This is a genomic window from Pseudomonas sp. 18058 (assembly GCF_902706155.1).
Classification (GTDB): Bacteria; Pseudomonadota; Gammaproteobacteria; order Pseudomonadales; family Pseudomonadaceae; genus Aquipseudomonas; species Aquipseudomonas rustica.
This window is the reverse complement of sequence record NZ_CACSJY010000034.1, coordinates 1-13,505: the sequence shown is the minus strand read 5'-3', so window position 1 is coordinate 13,505 and position 13,505 is coordinate 1. Positions and strand designations below refer to the sequence as shown.

Below are 13,505 nucleotides of genomic sequence, written 5' to 3'. Positions count from 1 at the left end.
CGGGCTGTGTTCCCACGCAGAGCGTGGGAACGATCAGTCAAACCGCAACATGGTAGGGATTGCGCGGATCATGATTCCAGTCCAGAAACGGCTTGCCTGAATCCATCGGCACCATCTCGATACAGTCCGCCACCGGACAAGTGATCTGGCACAAATTGCAGCCCACACACTCATCATCAATCACTTCATATTTATGCGTCCCGTCCGCCTGGCGCAAACTGCCAATCGCCTGATGTGAAGTGTCCTCGCAGGCAATGTGGCAACGCCCGCAACCAATGCACGCTTCCTGATCAATCCTGGCGATCACCTGATAGTTGATATCGAGGTATTTCCAGTCCGTGGTATTGCCCACCGCGCGCCCGGAAAACTCACTGATGCTGGCGTAACCCTGACTGTCCATCCACCGCGACAAGCCGTCCTTCATCTCCTCGACAATGCGGAAACCATGTAGCATCGCCGCGGTGCACACTTGCACCGCGCCGCTGCCCAGCGCCATGAATTCTGCGGCATCGCGCCAACTGCCAATGCCGCCAATCCCGCAGATCGGCAAGCCCTGCGTCTCAGGATCACGGGCAATTTCCGCGACCATGTTCAGCGCGATCGGCTTCACCGCCGAACCGCAATAACCGCCGTGGGTGCTTTTGCTGCCGACGGTGGGCAGGGCGACCATGTGCTCCAGATCGACGCTGGTGATCGAGTTGATGGTGTTGATCAGCGACACAGCATCGGCGCCACCGCGATGGGCGGCGCGAGCGGCGACGCGAATGTCGGTGATGTTCGGCGTCAGTTTGACGATCACCGGCAGCGAGCAATAAGTCTTGCACCAGCGCGTCACCTGCTCGACGTACTCCGGCACCTGACCGACCGCCGCGCCCATACCGCGCTCTGGCATGCCGTGCGGGCAACCAAAATTCAGTTCGATGCCGTCAGCGCCCGTGGCCTCAACCAGCGGCAGAATGTGTTTCCACGACTCTTCAACGCACGGCACCATCAGCGAAACGATGATTGCGCGATCCGGCCAGTCCTTCTTCACTTGAGTGATTTCGCGCAGGTTGATTTCCAGCGAGCGGTCGGTGATCAGCTCGATGTTATTGATGCCGAGCACTTCGCGGTTGTTGCCGTAATGCGCCGAGTAACGCGACGAAACGTTGACCGCCGCCGGATCCTCGCCAAGGGTTTTCCAGACCACGCCACCCCAGCCTGCTTCAAACGCGCGCACCACGTTGTAGGCTTTGTCGGTCGGTGGCGCGGAGGCCAGCCAGAACGGGTTCGGTGCTTTGATGCCGGCGAAGACTATCGAGAGATCGGCCATTTACGCAGCCTCCACGTTGAGCATCAGTTGAGCGTTGATCGCCTCGGCGGCGAGTTTGCCGTGCTGCACGGCTTGCACGGTGAGGTCTTGATCGAGCCTGGTGCAGTCGCCGCCGGCATACACGCCGGGAATGCTGGTACGCAGGTTTTCGTCGACCTGAATGCGTTCACCCTGGCGCTTGAGTTCACGGGCGAGCGGGTCGGTGAGGGCGCTGCCGTCGAAGGACTGGCCGATGGCTTTGAAGATTGCGTCGGCGGCCAGTTCGAAGGTTTCACCGGTGGTTTGCAGGCGTCCTTCGACCAGATCGGTGCGAGCGAAGCGCATGCCGCGCACGTTGCCTTGATCGTCGAGCAGCACTTCTTCCGGTTGTGCCCAGGTCAGCAGACGCACCTGATTGGCCTTGGCGATGTCTTGTTCGTGCCCGGTGGCGCCCATGTCTGCGGCGCCACGGCGATACACCAGGTTCACATCGCGAGCGCCGAGGCGAGCCATTTGCACGGCCATGTCGATCGCGGTATTGCCGGCGCCGAGGACGATGCAGCGTTCGGCCAGTGGCAGTTGCGTGAGGTCATCGGCCTGACGCAGTTCGCGGATGTAATCGGTGGCGGCGAGCAGGCCCGGGGCGTCTTCGTGGGCCAGGCCGAGCTGCTTGCTGGCGTTGAGACCGAGGCCGAGGAACACCGCGTCGAATTGGTGATGCAGTTCGCTGAGGGTCAGATTCTCACCGAGTTTCTGCCCGTGACGGATTTCGATGCCGCCGATTTGCAGGAGGAAATCCAGCTCCTTTTGCGCGTAATCGTCGACCAGTTTGTACTTGGCGATCCCGTACTCGTTGAGCCCGCCAGCCTTCTCCCGCGCTTCGAAAATCACCACGTCATGCCCGTGCATGGCGCTGCGATGTGCACAGGACAAACCGGCCGGCCCGGCACCCACCACGGCGATGCGTTTACCGGTGGCTGCCGCGCGCTGGAATGGATGTTCAGTAAAGTGTGCGTTGTCGACGGCGTAGCGTTGCAGCAGGCCGATCAGCACCGGCGCGCATTCGTGGGCGTTGTTGCGCACACAGGCCTGCTGGCAGAGGATTTCAGTCGGGCAAACGCGTGCACAACTGCCGCCGAGGATGTTTGCCGAGAGGATTTTCTGCGCGGCGCCGGGGACGTTGTCTTGATGGATATTGCGGATGAACGAGGGGATATCGATCTCGCTCGGGCACGCATTCACGCACGGCGCGTCGTAGCAATACAGGCAGCGCGAGGCTTCCAGATGTGCCTGCCGAGCGTTGAGCGGCGGCGCCAGATCAGTGAAATGCCCGGCGAGGGCGGCCGCGCTTTCGTGCGGGTGGGGGAGATGGTTCAGGGTCTCGATCACGGTTGTGTGCCTCACGGTTATTTGAGGTTCTCTGCCTCTGATGGGCAGATCGTTCCCACGCTCTGCGTGGGAATGCCTCTAGGGACGCTCCGCGTCCAGTGACGCGGAGCGTCACGGGCTTCATTCCCACGCAGAGCGTGGGAACGATCATCTAAGGCCGAAGGCCTCGATATCAGCGTTTCACAGCAACTGGCTTATGTTGCTCAGCCCGCTTACTCAGCAAGTCAAACACCGCCGGATACGCCGGCCGTTCGATGTACCGCCCGGCGCCGCGCTCGGCGCGCAGGTCGCCATCGGCCCAGACCAATCGGCCCTGGCTGACGGTATGGCTCGGCACGCCGCGCACGGTCTTGCCTTCGAAGATGTTGAAATCCACCTGCTGATGGTGGGTCTTGGCGGAAATGGTGCGCGTGCCTTGCGGATCCCACAGCACCAGGTCGGCATCGGCACCGACACGAATCGCACCTTTGCGCGGATAGAGATTGAAGATTTTCGCGGTGTTGGTTGAGGTGAGGGCGACGAAATCCTGCATCGATAAACGACCGGAATTAACGCCCTCATCCCAAAGCACCGCCATGCGATCTTCGATACCCGCCGTGCCGTTGGGGATCTTGCTGAAGTCGTCACGCCCGGCCGCTTTTTGCTCGGCACAGAAACAGCAATGATCCGTCGCAGTGGTGTGCAGATTGCCGTTCTGCAGCCCGTGCCACAGCGCCTCTTGATGACCGCGCGGACGGAACGGCGGGCTCATCACGTAACCCGCAGCAGTCTGCCAGTCCGGGTGTTGGTAGACGCTATCGTCGAGCAGCAAATGCCCGGCGAGCACTTCGCCGTACACGGGCTGACCCTTGCTGCGCGCATAGGTGATTTCGTCGAGGGCTTCCTTGGTCGAGACGTGCACCAGATACAACGGCGTGCCAATGGTTTCAGCGATACGAATCGCCCGGCTCGCCGCTTCCCCTTCAACCTGTGAAGGCCGCGACAGCGGATGCGCCTCCGGCCCGGTGATGCCTTGGGCCATCAACTTGCGTTGCAGGTGATAGACCAGCTCGCCGTTTTCCGCGTGCACGGTCGGTACCGCACCGAGCTCCAGACAACGCTCGAAACTCGCCACCAGCGTGTCGTCGGCGGCCATGATCGCGTTCTTGTAGGCCATGAAATGTTTGAAGCTGTTGATGCCGTGATGGCTGACCAGTTCGGCCATCTCTTCGCGCACCTGCTCGCTCCACCAAGTGATCGCGACGTGGAAGCCATAGTCGGACGCGGACTTCTCCGCCCAGCCGCGCCACTGATGAAACGCTTCCATCAATGATTGCTGCGGATTGGGAATGACGAAGTCGATGATCGACGTGGTGCCACCGGCCAGACCCGCCGCCGTGCCGCTGTAGAAATCCTCGCTGGCGACGGTGCCCATAAATGGAAGTTGCATGTGTGTGTGCGGATCGATGCCGCCGGGCATCAGGTATTGGCCGCTGCCGTCGAGCACTTCGGCGCCGGCGGGAATATCAAGGTTTTCACCGATGGCTTTGATCACGCCGTCGGCGCAATAGACGTCGGCGCGATAACTTTCATCATGGGTAACAACGGTGGCGCCACGGATCAACAGAGACATTCCGAGTTCCTCGCAGGCATGACCGACTTGTGCCGGTTCTAAATGTTTTATTGATGTACAGCAGTGCAGGGTGTATTCCTGTCAGCGCTGTCAGGAATAGAAACTAGTCGTGAATTTGCAATAGAGCAAGAATATTTTTTATAAGCTTACGTCTATTTTAACTATATGAAAAATAACGATAAAAAGTGTAAATCACCAAAATGGTGAGGCGGCTCACCATTTTGACGCACTTGACAGGATGGAAATATGAGCAAGATTTCCTATGTGAAATCAGCCGCTTGAAGTTGAGCTGCGGTTGCACGTTCTCAATGAAAATAAATGCAGTGCACCAGTTTGAGTCCTGTCTGTTCGGACAACTTGCCAAGTGTTTAGCCTGAGCACCCAGACAAGTTTCCGCGAACTCATCAGGTGAATAATTAAAACTGATAAATATCAGAAAGTTGCAATACGTTTGAAGCGCGGCCCTAGCGCCAAGCGGTTCACCCGGCACGTTTATTGATGCCGCCGCTGACACCATGGCCGGTGCACGAAAGTTGTCAGTTCCTCCGGCCATCGTCCGGCTCGCGCCTTGTGTGCAAGCCGCCTGATGAGCAAAAAAATAATCAGAAGAACAGTGGAGCGGCCATGCAACAGAACAGATCGCAAGTGACCGAGCGCGACGGCTTGTTCGAACTCGAAGCCGGCAGCGACGTCCTCGACAGTCCCCGTTACAACCACGATATGGCACCGACCAAGGTGCGCGAACGGACCTGGAATAAATGGCACATCACCGCGCTGTGGGTCGGCATGTCGATCTGCGTGCCGACCTACACCCTCGGCGGCGTGCTGACGGCGTACTTCGGCTTGAGTGTGGGCGAAGCGCTGCTGGCGATTCTGTTCGCCAATATCATCGTGTTGATTCCGCTGACGCTGAACGCCTTTCCCGGCACCAAGTACGGCATACCGTTTCCCGTGTTACTGCGCTCGTCGTTCGGCATTCTCGGCTCCAACGTGCCCTGTTTGATTCGCGCGCTGGTGGCGTGCGGCTGGTTCGGCATTCAGACGATGTTTGGCGGTTTGGCGATTCACCTGTTTCTCGGCTCGATTTTCGACGGCTGGAAATCCCTTGGCGGGACGGGGGAGGTGATCGGCTTCATGGTGTTCTGGGCGCTGAACCTGTGGGTGGTGATTCGCGGCGCCGAGTCGATCAAGTGGCTGGAAACCTTGTCCGCGCCGTTGCTGGTGGCGGTCGGCATCGGCTTGCTGGTATGGGCGATGCCCAATGTCTCGATGACCGAACTGCTGGCGATCCCGCCGAAGCGTCCGGAAGGCGCGAGCGTGGTGAGTTACTTCGCCGCCGGGCTGACGGCAATGGTGGGTTTCTGGGCGACGTTGTCGTTGAACATCCCGGACTTCAGTCGTTACGCCAAGAGCCAGAAAGATCAAATCCTCGGGCAGATTTTCGGCCTGCCACTGACCATGTTTTTGTTCGCCTCGCTGGGCGTAATCATGACCGCAGCGTCGGTGAAACTGGTCGGCGTGACGGTGTCTGATCCGGTGACTTTGATCGGCCATATCCAGAGCCCGGTGTGGGTCGCGGTGGCCATGGCATTGATCATCATCGCCACGCTGTCGACCAACACCGCCGCGAACATTGTCTCGCCGACCAACGATTTTCAGAACATCGCGCCCAAGGTGATCAACCGCACCAAAGCGGTGTTGCTGACCGGGTTGGTCGGCCTGTTGCTGATGGGACATGAGCTGCTGAAAAAGCTCGGTTTGATCGTTTCCGATGTGAGCCTGGAGACCGTGTATTCCAACTGGTTGCTGGGTTATTCGAGCCTGCTCGGGCCGATTGCCGGGATCATGGTGGTGGACTATTTCCTGATCAAGAAACAGCAACTGGACCTGGCCGGGTTGTACCGCGATGACGTGTATCCGGCGTGGAACCGGGCCGGTTTTCTCGCGTTTGGTGTGCCGGTGGTGCTGACGTTGTTGTCGCTGGGTAGCGATGCGTTCAGCTGGTTTTACAGCTATGGCTGGTTCACTGGCTCGGCGTTGGGCGGGATTATTTATTACGGGTTGTGCGTGATGCGGGCGCAGCCTTCTGCCGTGAAAACAGCGGTGTAAGTCATGATCATTCCCACGCTCTGCGTGGGAATGCAGCCCGGGACGCTCTGCGTCCCAACAGCGGACGCAGAGCGTCCATGGATGAGTTCCCACGCAGAACGTGGGAACTATCGGCATCAACACTGAGGAGATCCCCATGAACGCAGCCGTAGACGTTCTGCAATCAACCCATCAGCACATCAACCGCGATCGCCTCTGGGCCTCGCTCATGGAACTGGCCAAGCTCGGCGCCACGGTCAAGGGCGGGGTCTGTCGCCTGGCCCTGACCGACCTCGACCGCCAGGCCCGCGACCTGTTCGTGCAATGGTGCAAGGACGCAGGGTGCAGCGTCACGGTCGATGCCGTCGGCAACATCTTTGCCCGCCGGCCGGGGCGCAATCCCGACCTGCCGCCAGTGATGACCGGCAGCCACATCGACACGCAACCCACCGGTGGCAAGTTCGACGGCTGCTTCGGTGTGCTCGCTGGCGTCGAGGTTCTGCGCACACTCAACGACCTCGGCGTGGAAACCGAAGCGCCGCTGGAAGTGGTGGTCTGGACCAACGAAGAAGGCTCGCGCTTCGCGCCATGCATGATGGGCTCCGGCGTGTTCGCCGAAAAATTCACCCTCGAAGAAACGCTGGCCAAGGTCGATGCCGAGGGCATCACGGTCGGGGAAGCACTCAATGCGATCGGCTACGCCGGCCCGCGTAAAGTCAGCGGGCATAAAGTCGGCGCCTATTTCGAAGCTCACATCGAACAAGGCCCGATCCTTGAAGACGAACAGAAAACCATCGGCGTGGTACTTGGTGCGCTGGGGCAGAAGTGGTTCGATCTGAAACTGCGCGGCGTCGAGGCCCACGCCGGCCCAACCCCGATGCACCTGCGCAAAGATGCACTGGTCGGCGCCTCGGTCATCGTCGGCGCCGTCAACCGCGCCGCCCTCGGCCATCAACCGCACGCCTGCGGCACGGTCGGCTGCCTGCAAGCCTATCCCGGCTCGCGCAACGTCATTCCCGGCGAAGTGCGCATGACCCTCGATTTCCGTCATCTGGAACCGGCGCGACTGAATTCGATGATTGCTGAAGTGAAGCAGGTCATCGAAGCGACTTGTGAGGAACATGGCCTGACTTATGAACTGACCCCAACCGCCGACTTCCCGCCGCTGTACTTCGAAAAAGGCTGCGTGGAAGCGGTGCGCGGCGCGGCCAAGGGTTTGGGCCTGTCGCACATGGACATCGTCAGCGGCGCCGGCCACGACGCAATCTTCCTCGCCGAACTTGGCCCTGCCGGAATGATTTTCGTGCCGTGTGAAGGCGGGATCAGCCACAACGAAATCGAGAACGCCGCGCCGGATGATCTGGCGGCCGGGTGCGCGGTGTTGTTGCGGGCGATGCTCGCGGCTTCGGCGGCGGTGGCAGCCGGTAAAGCCGCCGCATAAACATCAACAGATCGCAGCCCTGTGTAGGAGCTGCCGCAGGCTGCGATCTTTTCCTGTCACCCGAATGTCATGAAAATGTGCGACGTTGCCGCCCATGAAAATCATCACCTCCGGCGCGTCCTATCTGGACATCGACGCCTACGCCTGCTGCATCGCCTACGCCGAATTACTCAATCTGCAAGGCATCCCCGCCCGCGTCGTCAGCAGCGCAAAACCCAACGCCAGCGTCTCGAAAACCGTGCTTGATTGGGGTCGCGCTTTTCAAACGCATGAACCGTCGCTGACTGACGAATTCATCTTGGTCGACGTATCCGACTATCACCATTTCGATCCATTGGTCGTGCTCGATCAGGTCGTGGAAGTCATCGACCATCATCCAGGTTACGAAGATTACTGGGCAAAGAAACTCGGTTCAGCCGCCGACATCCGCCCGATCGGCGCTGCGGCAACTCAGGTCTTTCAGCGTTGGCAGACCTCAGACTTGCTAGCAAAAATCAGCGAACAAAGCGCCGCACTGTTGGCCACCGCGATCCTCGACAACACCCTGAACTTCACCAGCCAGATGACCACCGCAGCGGACATCGGCGCCTACGCCGAACTCGCGTTTCGGGCGAAACTCGCGACCGACTGGCCCGAGAAATACTTCCTCGAATGCCAGGCCAGTATCGAATCTGACCTTGGCAATGCCGTGGCAGCCGACCTGAAACGGCTGAAACCCGAAAGTAATCTGCCGCAAGTCTTCGCACAAATGACCGTGTGGGATGCCGATGCGTTGCTGCAAAGGCATCGGCCAGCGATCCGCCAATGGATGGCTGAGCAGGGCGATGACTGGATGCTGAATGTCATCAGCATCCGCGACCGGAAAAGTTGTTTGCTGGTCGAATCCGTTTCGAGCCAACGCAAACTCAATCGCCTGCTGACACTGGACTGGCACGCCGGCATGGCCATCCACGCACCCTCAATCCTGCGCAAGGAACTACTCAAACTGGGCCTGCACACAAACCTGTAGGAGCCGAGCTTGCTCGCGAAGGCATTGTGTCAGGCAAATCACATCTGCCTGACATAATGCCTTCGCGAGCAAGCTCAGCTCCTACAAGGGTTACGCGATTAATCCAGGGTGAGGTTTTTTGTTCGGCGATCATTGCCCTGCGGATTGCCAACATCCAGCAACCGCCTCTCCACCAACACATTCTCCAGCGCCTGACGCTCGAACGGCGCCATTTGGTGTTCGCGCTTTTTCAGCTCCAGCAGAATGGGGCTGGACCAGGTGCGGTAGGTCTGTTCGATCGTGCGACGCGACGTCATCAGTCTCTCCTTGATCAAGAGCCCAGGGGCTCAGTCCGATGAGGGAGTAACGTTAGACGACAAACCTGGAAGGCGCGAATACGACGATCCCGTGTAGGAGCTGCCGAAGGCTGCGATCTTTTGACTTTGTTTTTTAAAGACAAGATCAAAAGATCGCAGCCTTCGGCAGCTCCTACACGGGATCGGGGGTCAGTCTTCTACGTTCATCAGTTGTTGCACGCCTTCCCACGCTTCGGCGCGCATGCGTTCGATGTCCAGGCCGGGGATTACGCCGTTGTCGACCACAATCCGGCCGCAGACCAGGCTGTATTTCACCGTGATCGGTTCACCCGCAACCACCGGGGCGACGGCGCTGTCGTGGAAGCCGTAGAACCGTGGGTGATCGAGACTGTAGACGACCAAATCCGCCGCTTGCCCGACTTCCAAAGTGCCAACCGCGCCAAGTCCCAACACCTGCGCGCCACCCGCCGTGCCCCAGTGAATGACGTCTTCTGCGGTGGTCGCCGAGGCGCCTTGTTCGGCGCGATGAATCAGCCACGCGGTGTTGGCCTCACCGACCATGCTTCCGGATTCATTCGACGCTACGCCATCCACGCCTAGAGAAATCGGCACACCTGCCTCGTACATCTGCGGCACTGGCGCGACGCCGCTGCCCAGCCGCGCATTGCTCACCGGGCAGTGCGAGATGCCGGTGCCGGTCTGCGCGAGCATGCGGATTTCACCCGGTTGCAGGTGTACGGCGTGGGCGAACCAGACGTCGGGGCCGAGCCATTCGTGTTCGGCGACGAATTCCACCGGCAGGCAGTTGTATTTTTCGCGGCAGAAATTCACGTAGTTCTGCGTTTCCGACAAATGTGTGTGCAGGCGCAAACCGAGGCCGCGTGCGGTGTGGGCGAGTTCGCGCAGCAACGTTGGCGGCAGCGAGAACGTTGGCGTGGTTGGCGCGACAACCACGCGGCGCATCGCGTCTGGAGTGTCCTGGTGATACAGCGATTTCAGCCGTTCGATATCGCCAACCATTTGCTCGAGGCTCTCCGGTTGCAGCGCGGTTTTCGAGAAGCCCGGATGTGCGCTCGCCGATTCCAGCGCGCCGCCACGGCACAGCACAAAGCGCAGGCCAAACTCATCGGCCATGTCGAACAGCAAGTCGCCGGTCTCGGTGCTGCCGTGAGCGTGGTAGAGGTAATGGTGATCGGCGCAGGTGGTGACGCCGGACAGCAGCAATTCGACCATGCCCAGTCGTGCAGCAATCCGCGCCAGTTGCGGGGTAAAGCGGTTGAGGCGCGGGTAGGGCACGCTCGCCAGCCAGCCTTGCAGATCCTGATTCAGCCCTGCGGGCACGGCTTTAAGCAGGTTCTGGAACAGGTGATGGTGGGTGTTGATCCAGCCGGGATAGACCACGCAGTTGCGCGCGTCGATCAGCCGTTCGCCGGGTTGTGGTTCAAGGTTCGCGGCCATTTCGGCGATGCGACCGTTGACCACGCGGATGTCCACGGCCCCGGCCCGCGCGCGAGGGCCGCGCAGGCCGGTCATCACCGCGACCGGGTTTTTGATCAGGATGTTCTGAAGTTGAGTCATGGGCAGCTCCAAACTAAAGGATGTGCGAGGCGGATTTGCTGGCGGTGGTTTCCGGCACGCTGACGCCATTCAGCGCGGCGTTGAGCAGCACCGACACCAGGCAAGCGATAACCACGCTGCTGTGCAGGAACGGCTGCGACCACTCGGGGAGTTGTTTGAACAAGGTGGGGGCGAGCACCGGCACCAGCGCGGCGGCGATGGTGAAACCGACGATCAGCACGTTGTAGCGATTGCGCTCGTAATCGACTTTGGCGAGAGTCTGAATGCCCGCCGCCGCAACCACGCCGAACATGGCAATGCCAGCGCCACCGAGGGCGGCGGTCGGCATCGAAGCGATGATCGCGCCGGCCTTCGGCACCAAGGCAATCGAGCACATCAGCAAGCCGCTGACCGCGACCACCCAACGGCTGCGCACGCCGGTGAGGATCACCAGGCCGACGTTTTCCATGAAGGCAATAAACGGGAACGCGGCGAACATCCCGGCGATGGTGCTGGCCAGGCCATTTGCGCGCAGACCGTTGATGACCTGTTTGTCCTCGACCGGTTTTTCGACAATGTCGCCGATGGCCACGAACAGCCCCATCGACTCGACCATCTGCACGATCATCACCACCACCATGGTCGCGATGGGGATCAGGCTGAAGGTTGGCAGGCCGAAATAGAACGGGTAGGGCACGGTCAGCCACGGCGCATCTTCGACGCTGTGAAAACTGCCCATGCCCAGACCGTAGGCAAGACCGGCGCCAACCAGCATCCCGATCAACACCGCCATGTTGCGCAGCATCGGGCTGCCATAGCGGTTGACCAGCAGAATCGTCAGCAACACCACCACCGCCACACCGAGGAACGCCGGCGCGCCGAAGTTGCTCGCGTTGCGCCCGCCGCCAACCCATTCATAGGCAATCGGGAACAGCTGCAAACCGATCACGGTGACGATGCAACCGGTGACCACGGGCGGAAAAAACCGCCGTAATCGACCGACGAAGGGCGCCATCAGCATGGTGAAAATCCCCGCGCCGATCACCGCCCCGCAGACCCCGGCGAACCCCACCTCCGGGTTGCTGCCGATGGCGATCACCGGGCCAACGCTGCTGAAAGCCACGCCTTGCAGAATTGGCAGGCGCACGCCGAATTTCCAGAAGCCGACGGTTTGCAGGAGGGTGGCAATGCCGGAACAGAACAGCGTGGTGCTGATCAACACCACCGTGTCGGCGTGAGACATTTTCAACGCACTGGCAACAATCAACGGCACGGCGATGGCGCCGATGTACGAGACGGCCATGTGTTGCAGGCCGAGGGTGAGCATCTGTCGCACCGGCAAAACGCGGTCGACGGGGTGCACGGTGGATGCGGTTTTTGATGGGGATGTGGCTGACGACATGGGGAAACACCTCTGGCTGTTTTTATGCGGTAGAGAGGGGTATTCGTCTGATGCCGATCAGCTCAAGAACACAGTGGAACCCTGTGGGAGCTGGCTTGCCAGCGATGGCGATTTAGCAGTCACCATTTTTATAAACTGACAGTCCGCTATCGCTGGCAAGCCAGCTCCCACAAGTTTTGTGTTGTGCAAAAAACTGGCATCAGTCATTCGTACACATGTGCCCGAAGCCGCCATCCACCGGCTCCGATGCCTTGTTTCAGCCTGCCAGGCAGGCGGCGAAGCCCTGGTTCAGGGCCGCGCGATCCAGGTCGCGGCCGATGAACACGATCTTGCTCGAGCGGGGCTCCGTGCCCCACGCGGTCGAGGCGCGGAATTCCACCAGGCTGTGCACGCCTTGCAGCACGTAGCGCTGGTCTTCATTGGCCACGGCGAGCACGCCTTTCATGCGGTACAGGTTGTCGGCCTGGGAGGAGCGCAGTTCGCTGATCCAGCGGTGGAACGCCACCAGGTTGACCGCGCCGTCCACAGCGATGCCCACCGATGACACGCTTGGGTCGTGTTGGTGATCCTGCTCTTCAGTAGACTGCTCAGCGTGATGCTCATGGTCGTGGTGATCGTGATCGTGCTGATCCGCGCCGATTTCCATGAGCTTCTGCGTGCATTCAAACGCGCCGATGCCGAGGATCTTCGTCAGATCGATTTGCGCGTGGGTCGAGGTCACCAGATCTGCCGTGGCATTCAAGCCACGGATCTTGCCGCGCAGGGTTTCCACTTCTTCAGTGCTGACCAGATCGACCTTGTTGATGACGATCCGATCGGCGCAGACAATCTGATCCACTGCCTGATTGTCGACGCCGTCGAGTTGCAGATCCTCCAGGTGCTGGGCGATGTGCTTGGCGTCGACCATGGTCACGATGGCGTCGAGTTCGACTTCATCGGCGATCGGGTCATTGATGAAAAAGCTCTGCGCCACCGGGTACGGATCGGCCAGGCCGCTGGTCTCGATAAGTATGTGGTCAAGCCGCACCGGCCGCGCGACCAGCTCTCTGACGATGCGCACCAAGTCCTCGCGAACCTCGGCGGTGCAGCACACGCAGCCGTTGACCATCTCGTAGATTTCTTCGGTCTCGGAACTGAGGACGAGGTCGCCGTCGATGCCGACTTCACCGAATTCGTTTTCGATCACGGCGATTTTGCGGCCGTGGTTTTCCTTGAGGATGTAATTGAGCAGAGTGGTTTTACCGGCACCGAGGAAACCGGTGAGGATGGTCACGGGGATTTTGGTGTTGCGGGTTGGGGCGTTGAATGGGGTGTTCATCTGAAGCTCCTTAGGTACTTTGTGTCGGAGTGAGATCAAATGTGGGAGCGGGCTTGCTCGCGAATGCGGTGGGTCAGCCACCTTCATTGTTGAATGACACAC

Annotated in this window: 10 protein-coding genes; 3 read left to right on the top strand and 7 right to left on the bottom strand. The window is 60.0% G+C overall.

What is annotated here, in order from left to right; genetic code table 11:
• Positions 1-37: 37 nt before the first annotated feature.
• The 3 genes from preA to hydA all read right to left on the bottom strand — a co-directional run bounded on the left by preA (position 38) and on the right by hydA (position 4,292).
• Positions 38-1,312, bottom strand: a complete 1,275-nt coding sequence (preA, locus tag GVL50_RS18530; protein WP_053121404.1) for an NAD-dependent dihydropyrimidine dehydrogenase subunit PreA — start codon at positions 1,310-1,312, stop codon at positions 38-40.
• Complete coding sequence (locus GVL50_RS18525) at positions 1,313-2,680, bottom strand: NAD(P)-dependent oxidoreductase (protein WP_159814676.1); 1,368 nt, start codon at positions 2,678-2,680, stop codon at positions 1,313-1,315.
• 172 nt (positions 2,681-2,852) lie between these two features.
• Entirely contained in the window at positions 2,853-4,292 is a 1,440-nt protein-coding gene (hydA, locus tag GVL50_RS18520; RefSeq protein ID WP_102899263.1) for a dihydropyrimidinase, read from the bottom strand.
• 624 nt (positions 4,293-4,916) lie between these two features.
• On the opposite strand from hydA, the gene GVL50_RS18515 reads away from it, so the two are divergent.
• The 3 genes from GVL50_RS18515 (at position 4,917) to GVL50_RS18505 (ending at position 8,830) form a co-directional block, all read left to right on the top strand.
• Positions 4,917-6,401 (top strand): NCS1 family nucleobase:cation symporter-1, encoded by a 1,485-nt coding sequence (locus tag GVL50_RS18515; RefSeq protein ID WP_159814675.1) that lies wholly within the window; start codon positions 4,917-4,919, stop codon positions 6,399-6,401.
• 136 nt (positions 6,402-6,537) lie between these two features.
• Positions 6,538-7,821 carry a Zn-dependent hydrolase gene (locus GVL50_RS18510; protein ID WP_159814674.1) on the top strand — a complete coding sequence of 428 codons (1,284 nt, stop codon included), beginning with the start codon at positions 6,538-6,540 and terminating at the stop codon, positions 7,819-7,821.
• Positions 7,822-7,915: 94 nt separating this feature from the next.
• Positions 7,916-8,830, top strand: coding sequence for a DHH family phosphoesterase (locus GVL50_RS18505; protein WP_159814673.1), 915 nt, complete (start codon positions 7,916-7,918; stop codon positions 8,828-8,830).
• A gap of 98 nt (positions 8,831-8,928) precedes the next feature.
• On the opposite strand, the gene GVL50_RS18500 is transcribed toward GVL50_RS18505, so the two are convergent.
• From GVL50_RS18500 to GVL50_RS18485, 4 genes are all read right to left on the bottom strand, one after another.
• Positions 8,929-9,126 (bottom strand): hypothetical protein, encoded by a 198-nt coding sequence (locus tag GVL50_RS18500; protein ID WP_159814672.1) that lies wholly within the window; start codon positions 9,124-9,126, stop codon positions 8,929-8,931.
• A 189-nt stretch (positions 9,127-9,315) separates the two neighbouring features.
• Positions 9,316-10,704 (bottom strand): amidohydrolase family protein, encoded by a 1,389-nt coding sequence (locus tag GVL50_RS18495; protein ID WP_159814671.1) that lies wholly within the window; start codon positions 10,702-10,704, stop codon positions 9,316-9,318.
• Positions 10,705-10,717: 13 nt separating this feature from the next.
• Positions 10,718-12,085 carry a nucleobase:cation symporter-2 family protein gene (locus tag GVL50_RS18490; protein WP_159814670.1) on the bottom strand — a complete coding sequence of 456 codons (1,368 nt, stop codon included), beginning with the start codon at positions 12,083-12,085 and terminating at the stop codon, positions 10,718-10,720.
• Positions 12,086-12,341: 256 nt separating this feature from the next.
• The gene (locus GVL50_RS18485; RefSeq protein WP_159814669.1) at positions 12,342-13,403 is read right to left on the bottom strand and encodes a GTP-binding protein; all 1,062 of its coding nucleotides are present in this window, start codon (positions 13,401-13,403) and stop codon (positions 12,342-12,344) included.
• Between the last annotated feature and the right edge of the window lie 102 nt (positions 13,404-13,505).